General features: G+C 69.4%; 19 protein-coding genes and 1 pseudogene. 5 read left to right on the top strand and 15 right to left on the bottom strand.

Annotated elements, in window-relative coordinates:
* Nucleotides 1-140 precede the first annotated feature (140 nt).
* Both dapD and AB0915_RS23385 read right to left on the bottom strand, forming a co-directional pair.
* Nucleotides 141-1,127 (bottom strand): 2,3,4,5-tetrahydropyridine-2,6-dicarboxylate N-succinyltransferase, encoded by a 987-nt coding sequence (gene dapD, locus AB0915_RS23390; protein ID WP_366692928.1) that lies wholly within the window; start codon nt 1,125-1,127, stop codon nt 141-143.
* Nucleotides 1,128-1,215: 88 nt separating this feature from the next.
* Entirely contained in the window at nt 1,216-2,451 is a 1,236-nt protein-coding gene (locus AB0915_RS23385) for an MFS transporter (RefSeq protein WP_366692927.1), read from the bottom strand.
* A gap of 113 nt (nt 2,452-2,564) precedes the next feature.
* Here AB0915_RS23385 and AB0915_RS23380 point away from each other — a divergent pair, with 113 nt between their 5' ends.
* The gene (locus AB0915_RS23380; RefSeq protein ID WP_366692926.1) at nt 2,565-3,434 is read left to right on the top strand and encodes a winged helix-turn-helix transcriptional regulator; all 870 of its coding nucleotides are present in this window, start codon (nt 2,565-2,567) and stop codon (nt 3,432-3,434) included.
* A gap of 55 nt (nt 3,435-3,489) precedes the next feature.
* Here the strand turns inward: AB0915_RS23380 and AB0915_RS23375 are convergent, their stop codons facing one another.
* Both AB0915_RS23375 and AB0915_RS23370 read right to left on the bottom strand, forming a co-directional pair.
* The gene (locus tag AB0915_RS23375) at nt 3,490-4,026 is read right to left on the bottom strand and encodes a TetR family transcriptional regulator (protein WP_366692925.1); all 537 of its coding nucleotides are present in this window, start codon (nt 4,024-4,026) and stop codon (nt 3,490-3,492) included.
* Nucleotides 4,026-4,346 carry a multidrug efflux SMR transporter gene (locus AB0915_RS23370; RefSeq protein WP_366692924.1) on the bottom strand — a complete coding sequence of 107 codons (321 nt, stop codon included), beginning with the start codon at nt 4,344-4,346 and terminating at the stop codon, nt 4,026-4,028. The genes AB0915_RS23375 and AB0915_RS23370 overlap by 1 nt, the downstream gene beginning before the upstream one ends.
* Before the next feature lie 227 nt (nt 4,347-4,573).
* Between AB0915_RS23370 and AB0915_RS23365 the strand changes: the two genes are divergently transcribed.
* Nucleotides 4,574-5,596: a hypothetical protein gene (locus tag AB0915_RS23365; protein ID WP_366692923.1), complete on the top strand. Its 1,023-nt coding sequence runs from the start codon at nt 4,574-4,576 to the stop codon at nt 5,594-5,596.
* A gap of 255 nt (nt 5,597-5,851) precedes the next feature.
* On the opposite strand, the gene AB0915_RS23360 is transcribed toward AB0915_RS23365, so the two are convergent.
* The 8 genes from AB0915_RS23360 to AB0915_RS23325 are packed head-to-tail and all read right to left on the bottom strand — an operon-like array spanning nt 5,852 to nt 12,403.
* Nucleotides 5,852-6,199 (bottom strand): metal-sulfur cluster assembly factor, encoded by a 348-nt coding sequence (locus tag AB0915_RS23360; protein WP_037691711.1) that lies wholly within the window; start codon nt 6,197-6,199, stop codon nt 5,852-5,854.
* Nucleotides 6,196-6,651: a Fe-S cluster assembly sulfur transfer protein SufU gene (gene sufU / locus AB0915_RS23355; protein WP_358860178.1), complete on the bottom strand. Its 456-nt coding sequence runs from the start codon at nt 6,649-6,651 to the stop codon at nt 6,196-6,198. The genes AB0915_RS23360 and sufU overlap by 4 nt, the downstream gene beginning before the upstream one ends.
* 10 nt (nt 6,652-6,661) lie before the next feature.
* Complete coding sequence (locus AB0915_RS23350) at nt 6,662-7,918, bottom strand: cysteine desulfurase (protein WP_366135270.1); 1,257 nt, start codon at nt 7,916-7,918, stop codon at nt 6,662-6,664.
* Nucleotides 7,915-8,679 (bottom strand): Fe-S cluster assembly ATPase SufC, encoded by a 765-nt coding sequence (gene sufC, locus AB0915_RS23345; protein ID WP_037691717.1) that lies wholly within the window; start codon nt 8,677-8,679, stop codon nt 7,915-7,917. The genes AB0915_RS23350 and sufC overlap by 4 nt, the downstream gene beginning before the upstream one ends.
* Nucleotides 8,680-8,686: 7 nt before the next feature.
* On the bottom strand, nt 8,687-9,004 hold the full coding sequence (locus AB0915_RS23340; RefSeq protein WP_358860180.1) for a bifunctional 3-phenylpropionate/cinnamic acid dioxygenase ferredoxin subunit: 318 nt from the start codon (nt 9,002-9,004) through the stop codon (nt 8,687-8,689).
* Nucleotides 9,004-10,185: a Fe-S cluster assembly protein SufD gene (gene sufD, locus AB0915_RS23335; RefSeq protein WP_366692922.1), complete on the bottom strand. Its 1,182-nt coding sequence runs from the start codon at nt 10,183-10,185 to the stop codon at nt 9,004-9,006. The genes AB0915_RS23340 and sufD overlap by 1 nt, the downstream gene beginning before the upstream one ends.
* A 59-nt stretch (nt 10,186-10,244) precedes the next feature.
* Nucleotides 10,245-11,666 (bottom strand): Fe-S cluster assembly protein SufB, encoded by a 1,422-nt coding sequence (gene sufB / locus AB0915_RS23330; RefSeq protein WP_345514753.1) that lies wholly within the window; start codon nt 11,664-11,666, stop codon nt 10,245-10,247.
* Nucleotides 11,663-12,403 (bottom strand): metalloregulator ArsR/SmtB family transcription factor, encoded by a 741-nt coding sequence (locus tag AB0915_RS23325; protein WP_366692921.1) that lies wholly within the window; start codon nt 12,401-12,403, stop codon nt 11,663-11,665. Before AB0915_RS23325 ends, sufB begins: the two co-directional genes overlap by 4 nt.
* Before the next feature lie 136 nt (nt 12,404-12,539).
* On the opposite strand from AB0915_RS23325, the gene AB0915_RS23320 reads away from it, so the two are divergent.
* From AB0915_RS23320 to AB0915_RS23310, 3 genes are all read left to right on the top strand, one after another.
* A complete protein-coding gene (locus tag AB0915_RS23320; RefSeq protein ID WP_366692920.1) occupies nt 12,540-13,466 on the top strand; it encodes an ABC transporter ATP-binding protein in 927 nt (308 codons plus the stop codon).
* A complete protein-coding gene (locus AB0915_RS23315) occupies nt 13,463-14,230 on the top strand; it encodes an ABC transporter permease (protein WP_366692919.1) in 768 nt (255 codons plus the stop codon). Before AB0915_RS23320 ends, AB0915_RS23315 begins: the two co-directional genes overlap by 4 nt.
* A gap of 73 nt (nt 14,231-14,303) precedes the next feature.
* A complete protein-coding gene (locus tag AB0915_RS23310; RefSeq protein WP_366692918.1) occupies nt 14,304-15,317 on the top strand; it encodes a COX15/CtaA family protein in 1,014 nt (337 codons plus the stop codon).
* 172 nt (nt 15,318-15,489) lie between these two features.
* On the opposite strand, the pseudogene AB0915_RS23305 reads toward AB0915_RS23310, so the two are convergent.
* The 3 genes and pseudogenes from AB0915_RS23305 to AB0915_RS23295 all read right to left on the bottom strand — a co-directional run.
* Nucleotides 15,490-15,624 (bottom strand): annotated as a pseudogene (locus AB0915_RS23305) (amidohydrolase); the annotation flags it as partial.
* A gap of 170 nt (nt 15,625-15,794) precedes the next feature.
* Nucleotides 15,795-16,154 carry a hypothetical protein gene (locus tag AB0915_RS23300; RefSeq protein ID WP_366692917.1) on the bottom strand — a complete coding sequence of 120 codons (360 nt, stop codon included), beginning with the start codon at nt 16,152-16,154 and terminating at the stop codon, nt 15,795-15,797.
* A 94-nt stretch (nt 16,155-16,248) separates the two neighbouring features.
* Entirely contained in the window at nt 16,249-17,202 is a 954-nt protein-coding gene (locus AB0915_RS23295; RefSeq protein WP_366692916.1) for a heme o synthase, read from the bottom strand.
* Nucleotides 17,203-17,469 lie beyond the last annotated feature (267 nt).

The following is a 17,469-nucleotide window of genomic DNA, read 5'->3' as shown; positions in this document are numbered from 1 at the left end:
GGGCGGGCCTGGCGGCGTCTGGTGCGTGCGATCGCGAGGCGGAGGCTCGCCCCGATACTGGGCGTGTCGGGGCGAGCCCGACAACGCAGCGAGCGTGCGTGCCAGGCGTCGCCAGGCAGGCGGGACTTTCGAAACACGCCCTAGTTGTGGCTGTGCAGGACAGCGTTGAGGCCGTCCCACACCGCATTGTTCGGGCGGGCCTCGACAGCGCCGGTGACCGAGTTGCGGCGGAAGAGGATGTTCGAGGCACCGGAGAGCTCTCGCGCCTTGACGATCTGGCCGTCCGGCATGGTGATGCGCGTACCCGCGGTGATATACAGCCCCGCTTCGACGACGCACTCGTCGCCGAGCGCGATCCCGACGCCCGCCTCGGCGCCGATGAGGCAGCGCTCACCGATGACGATGCGCTCCTTGCCGCCGCCGGAAAGGGTGCCCATCGTCGAGGCACCGCCACCGATGTCGGAGCCGTTGCCGATGACGACGCCCGCGGAGATGCGGCCCTCGATCATCGACGTGCCGAGCGTGCCGGCGTTGAAGTTGACGAAGCCCTCGTGCATGACCGTCGTACCGGCGGCGAGGTGCGCGCCGAGCCTGACCCGGTCGGCGTCGGCGATCCGGACGCCCTTCGGGGCGACGTAGTCCGTCATCCGGGGGAACTTGTCGACCGAGGTGACCTGGAGGTGCAGGCCGTCGGCGCGGGCGTTCAGTCGCACCTTTTCCAGGTCGTCGACGGCGACCGGACCGAGCGACGTCCAGGCGACGTTGGTCAGGAGGCCGAAGACGCCGTCCAGGTTCTGTCCGTGCGGCTGGACGAGACGGTGCGAGAGGAGGTGCAGGCGCAGGTACGCGTCGTGGGCGTCGAGCGGCTTGTCGTCGAGCGAGGCAATGACCGTGCGCACGGCGACGACCTCGACACCGCGGCGGGCGTCCACGCCGACGGCCTTGGCCGCGCCCTCGCCGAGGAGGTTCACGGCCTGGTCGGGGGTGAGCCGTTCCGTTCCGGCCGGGCCGGGGCCGGCGGAGAGCTCGGGGGCGGGGAACCAGGTGTCGAGAACGGAACCGTCGCCGGCGATGGTGGCGAGGCCGGCGGCGACGGCGCCGGTGGTGCGGGAAGTCGTGTCGGTCATGACACGAACCTAACCGGCAGGGCCCCGCCGGAGCCAACCGGTCTCGCCGGATGGTCGCGGTGGGGGCCCACCCGCCCGGACCACCCGGTCAGCCGGGCTGCGCCTGCCGCTCGGGCATCGGAGTCCGCGCCGGAGCCTCCACGCGCACCGGCCCCCGCAGCCGCCGCGCCGCCAGCACCGCCACCCCCGCACCGCCGGCCAGTACCGCGCACACCGGCCAGAGCAGCTCGGGCGCGGCCGCGTAGAGCGCGCCGCCGAGGGGCGGAGCCAGCACCTGGCCGCTGATGGACGCCCCCGCGTACAGGCTCTGGAAGCGGCCCTGCACATGACCGGGGGCCTGGTCGGCGACGTACGCCGTGGCGGTCGACTTGTACAGGACCTCGCCCGCGGTCAGCGACACCATCATGGTGACGGCGAACAGCACGCCGGCCCCCGGGATCAGTGCCGCGAATCCCAGCCCCACCAGCAGCAGCCCGGTGCCCACGATGCTCAGCGGAGCCCGTCGGCGCAGTGCGTGCGCCACCGGGAGTTCGAGGCAGAGGATGACGCCGCCGTTGATGGCGAGCAGCCACCCGTAGAACTGGGCGCCGTGGCCGTGATCGCCGAGGAACACGGGCAGGGTGGAGTACTGCTGCCGGTAGACGAAGTCGACGCAGAGGATCGCGGCGAGCAGCACCGTCACCGCGGGTCTGACCCGCAGCTCCCGCCAGAGCCCGGGCGCACCGGGGTCGTGCGCCGGCCGGGTGTGTGCGGTGCCGCGCGCCGGGAGCACCTTCGATGCGTACGCGGCGAAGAGCAGCGTCCCGAGGCCGTCGGCGACGAACAGCGGGCCGTACGAGAAGCGGTCGGCGATCAGTGCGCCGAGCGGTGGGCCGACGGCGAAGGCGGCGTTGCTCCCGGCGCGCATCAGGGCGAAGCTCTGGCGCCTGCCGCCCTCGGGAACGGAGACGGCGACGAGGGCCGCGTTGGCGGCGCGTACGACGCCTGCCGCGTACTGTGCGAGCGGCAGCACCCCGTACATCGCCACGACCGGCAGGACCGGCAAGGTGACGAGCGCCGCGCCGCTCACCAGCGCGCCCATCAGGAGCATCCGGCGGTGACCGTAGTGGTCGCCGAACCATCCGCCGGTGAAGTTACCGGCGACCAGGCCGATGCCGCCGATGCCCGCGATCACTCCGGCCTGCGGCACGGTGAGTCCGCGCGGTCCGGTCAGATAGACGAAGAGATAGACGAAGGTAAAGCTGACGACTCCGTTGAAGAAGGCTCCCAAGGCCAGCAGCCGTACCGTCCGTGGTACGTCCCGCACCATCCCGAAGATCCTCATGCGCAGCCCCCCAGTGAGTTCCTTTTGGGAACGGACTATGACAGCATGCTTTCCGCAGGTCAATCCCGTAAGGGGTGGCCTCGGCGCGAGCAAGAACGGAAGAAGACGAAGTCATGCCGCAGCGCACCAGCCTGTCCGACGCCGACTGCGCGATCGCCCAGGCCCTCGATGTCGTCGGCGACTGGTGGACCCTGCTGATCGTGCGCGACACCGCGCGCGGGGTGCACCGCTTCGACGCGCTCCAGCACGAGCTGGGCATGTCCCGCAAGGTGCTCACCGAGCGGCTGCGGCTGCTGGTGGACGCGGGGGTGCTGTCGCGGGATCCGTACCAGGACCGCCCCGTCCGGTACGAGTACCGGCTCACCCCGCGCGGCCGCGCGCTGCTGCCCGTACTGATCGCGCTCCAGGACTGGGGCGACACCTGGGTGATGGGAGACGGGGAGACGATGGCGACGGCCACGGAGACGTCCAAGGAGGCGGCACGGGTGCACGCCCTGGTGGGCACCCGCCTGCCGGAGCTGCAACTCCTCGACTACGACGGCGTGTTGCGCGACCCGGTCGCCAACACCCCGTACACCGTCCTGTACTGCTTCCCCGGCGCGTACGCCCGCCGGGACGCCTACCCGCCGGGCTGGGCCGAGATCCCGGGCGCGAGCGGCTGCACCCTCGAATCCTGCACGTACCGCGACCAGTTGACCGAGTTCACCGCGGCGGGGGCGACGGTGCACGGAGTGTCCACCCAACGCCCCGACGAGCAGCGGGCGTTCGCGGAGGCGGAGGGGCTGCGCTTCCCGCTGCTGTCCGACGCGGAACTGGGGCTTGCGGCGGCGCTGCGACTGCCGACGTTCCGGGCGGCGGGAGTCAGCCGGCTGAAGCGGCTCACCCTGGTGATGGGCCGGGACCGGACGGTCCGCGAGGCGCTGTATCCGATCACGGACATCGAGGCGAGCGTGCAGGCGGCCCTGGCGGCGGTCCGCCGCTGACATCCCGACGCCCGCCGGGGCCGGGCCCGTCGACGCCCCGGGGCGGCCGACGCGGTCAGCCGATGATCCGCGCCAGCATCTCCCGCGCGTACGCCGCGTCGTAGCTCCCGCCCGTCAGCAGCACCTGCAGACAGATCCCGTCCATCAGCGCGATCAGCGCCCGCGCGGTGGCCGGATCGGTGCGCCCGGCCAGCAGCTCGGCGGTGACATCCGTCCACTCGGCGGCGACCGGCTGCAGCACGGGCCGGCGCAGCGCCGCGAGGTAGAGCTCGTACTCCAGCTCCAGGCGCCCGCGGCCGCCGGAGAACCACTCCCCCAGCAGCCGGGCCAGCGCCTCGGCGAGATCGGCGTCCGGGGCGAGGAGGGCCTCGCTCTCCCGCATGGCCCGGGAGAAATTCTCGTTCGAGCGGCGCAGCGCGGCGACCAGCAGCTCGTCGAGCGAGGCGAAGTGGTACGTCGTCGAGCCGAGCGGCACATCCGCCTCCGCGGCGACGGAACGGTGGCTGAGCCCCGCGATGCCCTTGGTACCGACCACCCGGATCGCCGCATCGATGATGCGGCCGCGCCGCTCGGGGTCGTACCGACGGATCATCAGTGCGCTCCGCCCAGGTTGAGCACGACCACACCGGCGATGATCAGCGCGATGCCCGCCATCTTGACCAGGTTTCCGGACTCGCCCATGAAGAGGACCCCTATGGTGGCGACCGCCGCCGTGCCGATCCCGGCCCAGATGGCATAGGCGGTGCCCATGGACACCGTCTTCAGGGTCTGTGCGAGCAGCGAGAAGGCAAGCAGATAGCCGACGACGGTGATGAGCGAGGGCCAGAGCCGGGTGAAGCCCTCGCTGTACTTCATGGCCGTCGTCCCGGCCACCTCCGCCGCAATGGCCGCGGCCAGCAGTCCGTATCCCATGCGTACGAGTGTACGCATCGTTGCGTACGCCCGTACACATAACGTGGTGCGCAGAAGGGATCCACTGCCCCACCAGGAGCGCTACCGTGTCCCGACCAGCACATGGACACCGACACAACGGAGCAGCAGTGGCGCAGGACGCAGGGTGGGGCGGCGGGCCCGGGGGCCCGCCGTACGGAGGAGCGCCGTACGGAGGACCCCCCGGACCGCCGGGATGGGGCGGCTGGATGCCGCCGCCGAAGCCAGGGGTGATACCGCTCGCGCCGCTGAGCCTCGGGGACATCCTCAGCGGCGCGTTCTCCACGATGGGCCGCTACTGGAAGCAGCTCTTCGGCATCGGTGCGGCCGTGTACGGCGGGGCCGTCGTCGTGGTCGGCGCGGCGGTCGCGATCGCGTACTCCGCGGTCAGCGACCATCTGCACCGGGTCGTCGAGCTCTCCGCCGAGGAGAGCGCGCCCACGGAGGACATCACCCCGCTGGTGATCGCCTTCGGCGCCGTCTGGCTGGTCGCCCTTCTGTCGCTCATGATCGGCACCGCCATGATGTACGCGACCGTACCGGCGGTCCTGCAGGACGCCGTCCTGGGGCGGCGGACCACGTTCGGAATCATCTGGCGCCGGGCCTGGGCCCGCGTACCGGCGGTCATCGGCACGGTGATCCTGACCGGGCTGATCACATTGATCCCACTGGTCTTCATGATTGTCACCATGGTGTCCGCCATCATCGCGGCCGTCAGCCTGGATGCCGGGTCCGGCGCCACGGCACTGATCCCGTTCAGCTTCCTCGGCGCCCTGGCGACGTTCCCGCTGGCGGCCTGGCTCTGGGTGAAGTTCTCCCTGGCCCCCTCCGCCGCCGTCTTCGAGGGACAGAGCCCGATCTCGGCGCTGCGCCGCTCCTCGCAGCTGGTGCGCGGCGACTGGTGGCGGATCTTCGGCATCTCACTGCTGGCGCTGATCATGGCGGCGGTGGCGAGCTACATCATCCAGACGCCGTTCTCGTTCCTCGGCCTGTTCCCGGGCATGCTCAGCACAGCGAGCCTGGACTCGGACCCGAGCGTCGCGGCCGTCATCGTCGCCGTGAGCGGCTACCTGGTGGCCATGCTGCTGGGCCAGCTGATCGGCCAGCTCGTCTCGGCGACGTTCCCGCAGCTGGTGATCGGGCTGCTGTACGTGGACCGGCGGATGCGCACCGAGAACCTGGGCCCGGTCCTCGCCGAAGCAGCCGCCGCGCCCCCGCAGTTCGGTCCGTGAGCGCGAGTCACACCGCTCAGACCGACCGGCACATGGGGGTGGGAGAAGGAGCGGGACTGGGTGCGTGCTAAAAGGAAACGGCCATGACCGCCAGTCTGCCCGGCGGTCATGGCCGTTCGCCGCACCGAATCGCGAAGCCGCGCTCGTCCGTAGGCCGCTGACGGTGTACCCGACGGAGCGGGAGGCGCAACCGGCGGACGAACAACGCCGAACGGCCTCCGGCTCGAGCCGGAGGCCGTTCGGAAGCGCAGAGGATCAGACGTTGAAGCCGAGCGCGCGCAGCTGCTCGCGTCCGTCGTCCGTGATCTTGTCCGGGCCCCACGGCGGCATCCAGACCCAGTTGATCCGCAGCTCGTTGACGAGGCCGTCGGTCGCGGACTTCGCCTGGTCCTCGATGACATCGGTCAGCGGGCAGGCCGCGGACGTCAGGGTCATGTCGAGGGTGGCGATGTTCGCGTCGTCGATGTGGATGCCGTAGATCAAGCCCAGGTTGACGACATCGATGCCCAACTCGGGGTCGACGACGTCGTACAGCGCCTCGCGGACCTCCTCCTCGGAGGCCGGCTTGGTGGTCAGTACTTCTGGCGTACCGTGATCGCTCATGCCATGTTCCCTTCGGACAGCGCCTTCGCCGTCGCGTCCTTCCACGCCATCCAGCTCAGCAGCGCGCACTTGACCCGGGCCGGGTACTTCGAGACACCGGCGAACGCGACCGCGTCCTCCAGCACCTCCTCCATCGCGTCGTCCGGCTCGAGCTGGCCCTTCGACTGCATCAGCTCCAGGAAGGTCTCCTGGATCTTCTGCGCCTCGCCCAGCTCCTTGCCGACCAGCAGCTCGTTCATCACGGAGGCGCTGGCCTGACTGATGGAACAGCCCTGGCCCTCGTACGACACATCGGCGATGGTCTCGCCGTCGTACTTCACCCGGAGCGTGATCTCGTCTCCGCACGTCGGGTTGACGTGGTGCACCTCGGCGTCGCCGTCCCGCAGACCGCGCCCGTGGGGGTGCTTGTAGTGGTCCAGGATCACTTCCTGGTACATCGAATCAAGCTTCACCAGTCAACCCTCAGCCGAAGAAGTTCCGTACGTGCTCCAAGCCGTCCACCAGGGCGTCGACCTCGGCGGGCGTGGAGTACAGATAGAACGACGCTCGTGTCGTCGCAGGAATTCCGTACCGCAGGCAGACCGGCCGTGCGCAGTGGTGTCCGACGCGGACCGCGATGCCTTGCTCGTCGAGGACCTGGCCCACGTCGTGCGGGTGGATGTCGCCGAGCGTGAAGGAGATCGTGGCGCCGCGGTCCTCCGCGGTGGACGGACCGATGATCTTCAGGTCCGGGACCTCCAGGAGGCGCTTCACCGCGTACTCGGTGATCGCGTGCTCGTGCCGGAAGATCTTGTCCATGCCGATCGCCGAGAGGTAGTCCACGGCTGCGCCGAGGCCGACGGCCTGCGCGATCGGGGGCGTACCCGCCTCGAACTTGTGCGGCGCCGGGGCGTATGTCGACGAGTGCATCGACACGGTCTCGATCATCTCGCCACCACCGAGGAACGGCGGCAGGTCCTCCAGGAGCTCCTGCCGTCCCCAGAGCACGCCGATGCCGGTCGGACCGACCATCTTGTGGCCGGTGAAGGCCACGAAATCGGCCTGCAGCGCCTGCACGTCGAGCACCATGTGCGGGGCGGCCTGCGACGCGTCGATGCAGACCAGCGCGCCGACCTGCTGGGCGCGGCGGACGATCTTCTCGACCGGGTTGATCGTGCCCATGATGTTGGAGACCAGCGTGAAGGTGACGATCTTCGTCTTCTCCGTGATGATCTCGTCTATGTTGGACAGGTCGAGGCGGCCGTCGTCGGTGATGCCGAACCACTTCAGCTTCGCACCGGTGCGCTGCGCAAGCAGCTGCCACGGCACGATGTTGGAGTGGTGCTCCATCTCTGTGGTGACGATCTCGGTCTCGTGGTCCACCCGGTAGGGCTCGTCGGCCCAGCCGAGCATGTTGGCCACGAGGTTGAGCGACTCCGAGGCGTTCTTGGTGAAGATCACCTCGTTGCGGCTCGGCGCGTTGATGAAGGCGGCGACCTTGTCACGGGCGCCTTCGTACAGCGCCGTGGCCTCCTCCGCGATCGTGTACACGCCGCGGTGGACATTGGCGTTGTGCCGCTCGTAGTACTCGCTGAGCGCGTCGAGGACCTGGCGCGGCTTCTGCGAAGTCGCCGCGCTGTCCAGGTAAACGATCTTCTTCCCGTCGTGGACCGTACGATCCAGCAGGGGGAAGTCCTTGCGGATCGCCTCGGTGTCGAGGAGGCCCGGCAGCTGTGTCACGCGGAAGCGCCACCCTTCACATATGCCTCGTAGCCCTCGTTCTCCAGCTTGTCGGCGAGCTCGGCGCCGCCGGACTCGGCAATACGGCCGTTGGCGAAGACGTGCACGAAGTCGGGCTTGATGTAACGGAGGATCCGCGTGTAGTGCGTGATCAGCAGCGTGCCGACCTCGCCGGTCTCGCGCACCCGGTTAACGCCCTCGGAGACGACGCGCAGGGCGTCGACGTCGAGGCCGGAGTCGGTCTCGTCGAGGATCGCGACCTTCGGCTTGAGAAGCTCCAGCTGAAGGATCTCGTGGCGCTTCTTCTCACCGCCGGAGAAGCCCTCGTTGACGTTGCGCTCGGCGAACGCGGGGTCCATCTGGAGGTCGGCCATCGTCTCCTTGACCTCCTTCACCCACGTACGCAGCTTGGGCGCCTCGCCGCGGACGGCGGTGGCGGAGGTACGCAGGAAGTTGGAGACCGAGACACCGGGGACCTCGACCGGGTACTGCATGGCCAGGAACAGGCCGGCGCGGGCGCGCTCGTCGACGGTCATCGCGAGGACGTCCTCGCCGTCGAGGGTCACCGTGCCGCTGGTGATCGTGTACTTGGGGTGACCTGCGAGGGAGTACGCGAGGGTCGACTTGCCGGACCCGTTGGGGCCCATGATGGCGTGCGTCTCGCCCTGCTTCACGATCAGGTCGACGCCCTTGAGGATCTCCTTCGTGGCGTTGTCGGCCTCGACGGAGACGTGCAGGTCGCGGATTTCAAGCGTTGCCATGGGTGACTCAGGACTCCTGGGTGACGGAGACGAGCACATCGTCCCCTTCGATCTTGACGGGGTATACGGGGACGGGGCGCGTCGCGGGAAGGCCGGACGGCTTACCGGTGCGCAGGTCGAAGCTGGAGCCGTGCAGCCAGCACTCGATCATGCAGTCCTCGACCTCTCCCTCGGACAGTGAGACGTTCGCGTGCGAGCAGATGTCGTTGATCGCGAACACCTCCCCCTCGGTACGGACGAGAGAGACCGGCGTTCCGTCGAGTTCCACCCGCTTCGGGGTGTCCTCTTCCAGCTCGCTCAGCGCACAGACTCTGACGAAGGCCATCAGACGGAAGCCTTCAGCTCGGCCTCGATCTTGTCGAGCAGACGGGTCTCGACGTCCGGCAGACCGATCTGCTGGACCAGCTCGGCGAAGAAGCCGCGCACGACGAGCCGACGGGCCTCCTCGGCCGGGATGCCGCGGGACATCAGGTAGAAGAGCTGCTCGTCGTCAAAGCGGCCGGTCGCGGAGGCGTGACCGGCGCCGACGATCTCGCCGGTCTCGATCTCCAGGTTCGGCACCGAGTCGACCCGCGCGCCGTCCGTGAGGACGAGGTTGCGGTTCATCTCGTAGGTGTCGGTGCCCTCGGCCTTGGCCTGGATGAGCACGTCACCGATCCACACCGCGTGCGCGCCGTCGCCCTGGAGCGCGCCCTTGTAGACGGCGTTGGACTTGCAGTGCGGGGTGTTGTGGTCGACGAAGAGACGGTGCTCCTGGTGCTGGCTCCGGTCGGTGAAGTACAGCCCGAAGAGCTCCGCCTCGCCGCCGGTGCCCGCGTAGGAGACCCGCGGGTGGAGGCGGACCAGGTCGCCGCCGAAGGTGACGACGATCGACTTGAAGGTGGCGTCCCGGCCGATCAGCGCGTTGTGCTGAGCGGCGTGGACGGCGGTGTCGTCCCAGTCCTGGACGGAGACGACGGTCAGCTTCGCACCGTCACCGAGGACGTAGTCGACGTTGCCCCCGAGGACCGCGTCACCGGTGTGGTCGATGACGACCACGGCCTCGGCGAAGGCTCCCAGCTCGATGACCTGGTGGGCGTAGGCCACGCCGCCCTCGCCGTGCACCGCGATCCGGATCGGCTCGGCGAGCACGGCCTCCTTGTCGACCGTGATCACCGAGGCCTTCTCGAAGGACGAGTACGCCTGGGCGGCGACGCGGTCCACCGGGGTGCCCGCCCGGCCGAGCCGCGCGTCGTCGCGGCCGACGGTCTCGACGGTGACGCCCTCGGGGACGTCGACCTCGACCTTGACGGCGCCACCGGTCGCGACGGCGGTGCCGTCGTGCAGGCCGCGCAGCCGCTCCAGCGGCGTGAACCGCCACTCCTCCTCGCGGCCGTGCGGGACCGGGAAGTCCGCGACGTCGAAGGACGGGGGCGCGCTCATGCGCGTGGCGACGGTCGACTCGGCGGCCACCGCGATGGAGCCGGTGGTGGTGGACCCCGCCGGAATGTTCTGAGCCTCAGCCATGGCTGTCGTAGTGCTCGCTTTCTCTGTCAAAAGTCGGGGGATTCGGTCGTCAGGCTGTGCTAGCCGACCGAACCCTCCATCTGCAGCTCGATCAGCCGGTTGAGCTCAAGCGCGTACTCCATGGGCAGCTCGCGCGCGATCGGCTCGACGAAGCCGCGCACGATCATGGCCATGGCCTCGAACTCGGTCAGACCGCGGCTCATCAGGTAGAAGAGCTGGTCCTCGGAGACCTTGGAGACAGTGGCCTCGTGGCCCATGGACACATCGTCCTCACGGACGTCCACGTACGGGTACGTGTCGGAGCGGGAGATCGTGTCGACCAGGAGCGCGTCGCACAGCACGTTGGACTTGGAGCCCGCGGCGCCCTCGCCGATCTCGACCAGGCCGCGGTACGAGGTACGGCCGCCGCCTCGCGCCACCGACTTGGAGACGATGTTGGAGGAGGTGTTCGGCGCCATGTGGACCATCTTGGATCCGGCGTCCTGGTGCTGGCCCTCGCCGGCGAAGGCGATGGAGAGCGTCTCGCCCTTGGCGTGCTCGCCCATCAGGTAGACGGCCGGGTACTTCATGGTGACCTTGGAGCCGATGTTGCCGTCGACCCACTCCATGGTCGCGCCCTCGTACGCCACGGCGCGCTTGGTGACCAGGTTGTAGACGTTGTTCGACCAGTTCTGGATCGTCGTGTAGCGGCAGCGGCCGCCCTTCTTCACGATGATCTCGACAACGGCGGAGTGCAGCGAGTCCGAGGAGTAGATCGGCGCGGTGCAGCCCTCGACGTAGTGGACGTAGGCGTCCTCGTCGACGATGATCAGCGTCCGCTCGAACTGGCCCATGTTCTCCGTGTTGATACGGAAGTAGGCCTGCAGCGGGATGTCGACGTGGACACCCTTCGGCACGTAGATGAACGAGCCACCGGACCACACGGCCGAGTTCAGCGAGGCGAACTTGTTGTCGCCGACCGGGATGACGGTGCCGAAGTACTCCTTGAAGAGCTCCGGGTGCTCCTTCAGCGCGGTGTCCGTGTCGAGGAAGATGACGCCCTGCTCCTCCAGGTCCTCACGGATCTGGTGGTAGACGACCTCGGACTCGTACTGCGCGGCGACACCGGCGACCAGGCGCTGCTTCTCCGCCTCCGGGATGCCGAGCTTGTCGTACGTGTTCTTGATGTCCTCGGGCAGGTCCTCCCAGGACTCCGCCTGCTTCTCGGTGGACCGCACGAAGTACTTGATGTTGTCGAAGTCGATGCCCGACAGGTCGGAGCCCCAGTTCGGCAGGGGCTTCTTGTCGAACAGCCGCAGGCCCTTGAGGCGGAGCTTCAGCATCCACTCGGGCTCGTTCTTCTTCGCCGAGATGTCACGTACGACAGCCTCGGAGAGGCCGCGCTTGGCCGCCGCGCCTGCCGCGTCGGAGTCGGCCCAGCCGAATTCGTACGTACCCAGACCCTCGAGCTCAGGGTGGGCAGTCTCCGTGGGGAGCGTCATGCGGGGTTCCTCCCGGCCGTGCTTGCAGATGCTGATGTGGTGGTCTGTGCGGTTGGGGGTCCGCCGCGCGGTACGAACGTCGTGCACACCCCGTCGCCGTGGGCGATGGTGGCCAGACGCTGCACATGGGTCCCGAGCAGGCTGGAGAAGATTTCCGTCTCCGCCTCGCACAGCTGCGGGAATTGTTCGGCGACATGGGCGACCGGGCAGTGGTGCTGGCACAACTGCTCGCCCTGTTGGGGGCCCGGCGCGCTGCGCGCCGTAGCAGCGTACCCGTCGGCGGACAAGGCCTTGGCCAGCGCCTCGGTGCGCTTCTCGGGGTTCGCGGCCTCGACCGCCTTGCGGTAGGCCACTGACTGGGCAGCGGTCCTGGCACGGGCGAAGACGGCGACCGCTTCGTCGCCCGCGGTCTCGGCGATCCAGCGAAGAGCGTCGGCGGCAAGTTTGTCGTAGGACTGGTCGAAGGCGTCCCGGCCGCAGTCGGTCAGAGCGAACACCTTGGCCGGGCGGCCGCGGGTCCGCGCCCCGTACACCCGCTGCTCGCGGGCCTCGACGACATTGTCGGAGAGGAGGGCGTCCAGATGGCGGCGGACGGCGGCCTGAGTCAGTCCGAGCCGCTTCGCCAGGTCGGCGACGGTGGACGGGCCGTGGTCCAGGATGGAGCGCGCGACCCGGTTGCGCGTCGAGCGCTCGCCGGTCGCGAGTTCCTCCTGCGGAGCCTCGCCCTGGTATTTCACAACGCCATTGTTGCGTAATTCCTCCGCCCCTGACAACCACGGTCCGAAACGATCAACGGTGGAGTTCGTCACTAAGGGTTACCTAATCCGGCCCCCGGGGACTTGCCCGCCGGGCCGCTGCCTAGACTTACCGGCCATGAAGAACGAGCCGGTCGTGCAGATCCGTGGCCTGGTGAAGCGGTACGGCGCCAAGACCGCGGTGAACGGCCTCGACCTGGGCGTACGCACCGGCGCGGTCACCGCCGTCCTCGGCCCCAATGGCGCCGGCAAGACCACCACCGTCGAGACCTGCGAGGGCTACCGCCGCCCCGACGCCGGGACTGTACGCGTCCTCGGCCTCGACCCGGTCGCCGACGCCGCGGAGCTCCGCCCCCGGATCGGCGTGATGCTGCAGTCGGGTGGCGTCTACTCCGGAGCGCGCGCCGACGAGATGCTCCGCCACATGGCGAAACTGCACGCCCACCCGCTCGACGTCGACGCGCTGATCGAGCGTCTCGGCCTCGGCAGCTGCGGCCGGACGACGTACCGCCGGCTCTCCGGCGGCCAGCAGCAGCGCCTCGCCCTGGCGATGGCCGTCGTCGGCCGCCCCGAGCTGGTGTTCCTCGACGAGCCGACCGCGGGCCTCGACCCGCAGGCCCGCCGCTCGACCTGGGATCTCGTACGGGAACTGCGCGCCGACGGCGTATCGGTCGTCCTCACCACCCACTTCATGGACGAGGCCGAGGTGCTCGCCGACGATGTCGCCATCATCGACGCGGGCCGGGTCATCGCCCAGGGCAGCCCGGAGCTGCTGTGCCGCGGCGGCGCCGAGAACACCCTGCGCTTCACCGGCCGCCCCGGTCTCGACCTCGGCTCGTTGCTGAAGGCGCTGCCCGACGGCACGCAGGCGGCTGAGCCCACCACCGGCACGTACCGCATCACCGGCCAGGTCGACCCACAGCTGCTGGCCACCGTCACCTCCTGGTGCGCGCAGCACGGCGTGATGCCCGAGGGCATCTCCGTCGAGCGTCACACCCTGGAGGACGTCTTCCTGGAACTGACCGGCAAGGAGCTGCGCGCATGAGCGCCGGTACGTATGCCCCGCGGCCCGGTGCCGCCCCGCTGCCCCGCATGATCGGTGCGCAGACCGCGCTGGAGACGCGGATGCTGCTGCGCAACGGCGAGCAGCTGCTCCTGACGGTGATCATTCCGACGCTGCTGCTGGTGCTGTTCAGCGCCGTCGACATCGTGGACACCGGCGCGGGCAGGTCCGTGGACTTCCTGGCGCCGGGCATTCTCGCGCTCGCCGTGATGTCCACCGCCTTCACCGGCCAGGCCATCGCGACCGGCTTCGAGCGGCGGTACGGCGTGCTCAAGCGCCTCGGCGCCTCACCGCTGCCCCGCTGGGGGCTGATGACCGCGAAGACCCTTGCGGTGCTGGTCACCGAGGTGCTGCAGGTCGTGCTGCTGACGGTGATCGCGTTCGCGCTGGGCTGGTCGCCGCACGGCAACCCGCTCGCCGTCCTGCTGCTGCTCGCGCTCGGCACCGCCGCGTTCTCCGGGCTCGGCCTGCTGATGTCCGGGACCCTGAAGGCGGAGGCGACGCTCGCCGCCGCCAACCTGGTCTTTCTGCTGCTGCTGGTCGGCGGCGGGGTCATCGTGCCGCTGGACAAGTTCCCGGACGCGGCGCAGTCCGTGCTGGGGCTGCTGCCGATCGCGGCCCTGTCCGACGGGCTGCGGGACGTGCTCCAGCACGGTGCCTCGATGCCGTGGGGCGATCTCGGGATCCTCGCGGTCTGGGCGGTGCTCGGGCTGGGCGCGGCGGCAAAGTTCTTCCGCTGGGAATGACCGGCGGCGTGCGGCATGACGTTTCGAGGTAACTCGTCCCCCTCGTGAAAGCTTGCACAAGCCGCCGCTTACGATGGTGCGCGTGCCCAAGCTGACCCGAGCCGAAGTCGCTCAAGCCGCGCGGAACCCGCTCCTCTACATCGCCGAACGCTGGACTCCGTCCCCCCGGACGGTCCGCCGTGCGGCGATGTCAGCCGTCGTGATGGCCGTCGTCATCGTGGTCACCGGCGGTGCGGTGCGGCTCACCGGCTCCGGTCTCGGCTGCCCCACCTGGCCCAAGTGCACCGACGAGTCTCTGACGGCGACGAGCGCGATGGGCATCCATGGCGCCATCGAGTTCGGCAACCGGATGCTCACCTACGTGCTGTGCGCGGCGGTCGGCTGGGCGATCATCACGGCCCGCTCCGCGCAGCCCTGGCGGCGCAGCCTCACCCGGCTCGGCTGGGCGCAGTTCTGGGTGGTCATGGGCAACGCCGTGCTCGGCGGCATCGTCGTGCTGGTCGGCCTCAACCCGTACACCGTCGCGGCGCACTTCCTGCTCTCCACGGCGCTGCTCACGGTCGCCGTCGTGACCTGGCAGCGGGCTCGGGAGGGCGACGCGGAGCCGCGTCCGCTGGTCGGCAAGGCGGTCTCGCAGCTGACCTGGCTGCTGGTGGCCGCGGCCGGCCTGCTGATCGCCGTCGGCACAGTCGTGACGGGTGCCGGACGGCATGCGGGCGACTCCAGCGACGTCCACCGCATCCCGCTCGACTGGAAGATGATCACGCAGCTCCACGCCGACCTGGCCTGGGCCGTGGTGGCGCTGACGGTCGCGCTCTGGTTCGTGCTGAAGGCCGTCGACGCGCCGGTCGGTCCGCTGCACCGCACCCGTGATCTCTTCCTGGTGCTGATGTCGCAGGGTGTGATCGGTTACGTGCAGTACTTCACCGACACCCCGGAGATCCTGGTCGGGCTGCACATGCTCGGTTCGTGCCTGGTGTGGATCGCCGTCGTGCGGGTGCTGCTCTCGCTGCGCGAGCGCCCGGGGGCGACCGCCCCGGTGCCCGCCCCCGCCGCGGAGACCCCGGAGCCCGCAGCCGCCGGCTGAGAGCCTGTCGGGTGAACTTCGATCGGAGAGCGGACGCGGCATGGTGCGTGCGATTCCAAGGCGCCAGGATGGCCTCGTAGCGGAGCTACCAGGCCATTTCGGCAACGCCGGAAGCGTGCGCGCCAGGGCGTGGCCGCCCGATCAGAGGTCACCCGACAGGCCCTGAGCCCTGCTACGAGGGCCGCGGGTCCAGCCCGTACACCCGGCGCGCGTTGCCGGACGCGATCATCGCCGCGACCCGCGTGTCGTCGGTGCGCGACCACGTGCCGTCCGCCACCCAGCCGCCCGGCACCCTGCTGAGCACCTCGCCCGGTCCTGGCGGTCCTGGATCAGGTTCCAGGCCAGGGCCGTACGGCCGCGGTGTGCACGGCCGCCGCGAGGTCGGCGAGGAAGCTCTCGACGGTGCCCGAGGCGTCGGCGACCTGCTCGGTGCGGAGCACCCCGTGGGATGCGCCCGGAGACGTCCCGGGCGGCGGCTCAGCCCTTGTTGGAGGGGCCTCCGACCTGGATCCCGGCCATCCGCGTCCACTCGTACGGGCCGGTGCGGACCTTGGCGGCGAACTCTCCGTCGAAGGACTCGTGCATCGTGATCCCGGCCTTCGCGGTGGCCCTCTCGGCGACCGCGTACGAGGGTGCGACCAGGTCGCCCCAGTCGCCGTCCTCGCCGACCAGCACGATGCGGGTGCCCATCTGCCCGATGTAGGCGAGCTGCCCCTCGGCGCCGCCGTGCGCCTTGGCGAAGGCGCCGATCTGCTTGGCGAGCCTGGCTGCCCTGCGCTCCGCGCGGGCGGCCTGCTTCCTGTCGTCGACCTGCTGGGTCTCTGCCGTGTCTGCCATGCAACGGATGCTACCGATGGGTAGATCAACTGGCGACGGGCGGGGCACGTGGCATGGGCCACGTACCCCGCCCGTCGGCAGGAGCGAAACGGTGTCAGCGCAGGAACGGGTCGACCGCGACGGCGACGAACAGCAGTGACACATAGGTGATCGACCAGTGGAACAGTCGCATTTCCTTGAGCTTGGCACCGGACACCCCGGCCTTCGCCCGGTTCTGCAGGCCGTGCGCCTCCCAGAGCCAGAACCCGCCGGTCAGCAGCGCCACGGCCGTGTAGAACCAGCCGGTGTAGCCGAGCGGGGTCAGCAGCAGCGACACCGCCACCATCACCCAGCTGTAGATGACGATCTGGCGGGCCACCACCCGGTTGGTCGCGATGACCGGGAGCATCGGTACGCCGACACGTGCGTAGTCGTCCTTGACCTTCATCGACAGCGGCCAGTAGTGCGGCGGCGTCCAGAAGAAGATGACGGCGAAGAGGATGACCGCGGCCCAGGACATCGAGTCGGTCACGGCGGACCAGCCGATGAGGACCGGCATGCAGCCCGCGATGCCGCCCCAGACGATGTTCTGCGAGGTGCGCCGCTTCAGCAGCATCGTGTAGACGACGACGTAGAAGAGCAGCGCGCCCAGCGACAGTGCCGCCGACAGCCAGTTGACCAGCAGCCCGAACCAGACCGTCGAGATCACCGCGAGGGCAATACCGAAGGCCAGGCACTCGCGCGGGCTCACCATGCCGGTGACCAGCGGACGCTGCGACGTACGGTCCATCAACGCGTCGATGTCGCGGTCGATGTACATGTTGAGCGCATTGGCACCACCCGCGGAGAGATATCCCCCGATGGTGGTGGTGAGTACGAGCCACAGGTCGGGCACACCCTGAGCGGCCAGGAACATCACCGGAACAGTGGTGATCAGCAACAGCTCGATGATCCGCGGCTTGGTCAGCGCCACGAATGCCTTGATACGGGCCCCGAACGGGCGATGGCCCCCTGGGCTCGGAGTCAAGGCGACCCCTGCGGGTCGGGACTCGACGGCCGTCACGCACACCCCTGACAGAGAAATCCCAGCAAGCTCCGGACATGAAGGCCCAGTAAAGACTTGCGCGAACCAGACCACTGTAGACGTTGGGGACAGGCCGTTCTTCGCGGGGGTGGCGTCGTGTTGGAGTGGCGCGGAAGCACCGTGCCCGATGAGCGCATAAGTAAGGAGTGGCGCTCATCGGAGTAGCGCAGAAGTGAGCCGCTGCGCTCATACGGGAGGCGAACTCCACGGGCCGCCCGCACCCTGGAAAGTGCCCGGAAAATGCGTGCTGTG

The sequence above is a fragment of the Streptomyces sp. NPDC048411 genome (genome assembly GCF_040704695.1).
Classification (GTDB): domain Bacteria; phylum Actinomycetota; class Actinomycetes; order Streptomycetales; family Streptomycetaceae; genus Streptomyces.
Note: the sequence above shows the minus strand (reverse complement) of the source record. Positions and strands in the feature narration are given on the sequence as shown.

What these genes read in the sequence shown, in the direction of transcription:
- dapD (WP_366692928.1), bottom strand. Translation starts at nt 1,127, where the DNA reads ATGACCGACACGACTTCCCGCACCACCGGCGCCGTCGCCGCCGGCCTC.
- AB0915_RS23385 (WP_366692927.1), bottom strand. Translation starts at nt 2,451, where the DNA reads ATGAGGATCTTCGGGATGGTGCGGGACGTACCACGGACGGTACGGCTG.
- AB0915_RS23380 (WP_366692926.1), top strand. Translation starts at nt 2,565, where the DNA reads ATGCCGCAGCGCACCAGCCTGTCCGACGCCGACTGCGCGATCGCCCAG.
- AB0915_RS23375 (WP_366692925.1), bottom strand. Translation starts at nt 4,026, where the DNA reads ATGATCCGTCGGTACGACCCCGAGCGGCGCGGCCGCATCATCGATGCG.
- AB0915_RS23370 (WP_366692924.1), bottom strand. Translation starts at nt 4,346, where the DNA reads ATGGGATACGGACTGCTGGCCGCGGCCATTGCGGCGGAGGTGGCCGGG.
- AB0915_RS23365 (WP_366692923.1), top strand. Translation starts at nt 4,574, where the DNA reads ATGCCGCCGCCGAAGCCAGGGGTGATACCGCTCGCGCCGCTGAGCCTC.
- AB0915_RS23360 (WP_037691711.1), bottom strand. Translation starts at nt 6,199, where the DNA reads ATGAGCGATCACGGTACGCCAGAAGTACTGACCACCAAGCCGGCCTCC.
- sufC (WP_037691717.1), bottom strand. Translation starts at nt 8,679, where the DNA reads ATGGCAACGCTTGAAATCCGCGACCTGCACGTCTCCGTCGAGGCCGAC.
- AB0915_RS23340 (WP_358860180.1), bottom strand. Translation starts at nt 9,004, where the DNA reads ATGGCCTTCGTCAGAGTCTGTGCGCTGAGCGAGCTGGAAGAGGACACC.
- sufD (WP_366692922.1), bottom strand. Translation starts at nt 10,185, where the DNA reads ATGGCTGAGGCTCAGAACATTCCGGCGGGGTCCACCACCACCGGCTCC.
- sufB (WP_345514753.1), bottom strand. Translation starts at nt 11,666, where the DNA reads ATGACGCTCCCCACGGAGACTGCCCACCCTGAGCTCGAGGGTCTGGGT.
- AB0915_RS23320 (WP_366692920.1), top strand. Translation starts at nt 12,540, where the DNA reads ATGAAGAACGAGCCGGTCGTGCAGATCCGTGGCCTGGTGAAGCGGTAC.
- AB0915_RS23315 (WP_366692919.1), top strand. Translation starts at nt 13,463, where the DNA reads ATGAGCGCCGGTACGTATGCCCCGCGGCCCGGTGCCGCCCCGCTGCCC.
- AB0915_RS23310 (WP_366692918.1), top strand. Translation starts at nt 14,304, where the DNA reads ATGGTGCGCGTGCCCAAGCTGACCCGAGCCGAAGTCGCTCAAGCCGCG.
- AB0915_RS23300 (WP_366692917.1), bottom strand. Translation starts at nt 16,154, where the DNA reads ATGGCAGACACGGCAGAGACCCAGCAGGTCGACGACAGGAAGCAGGCC.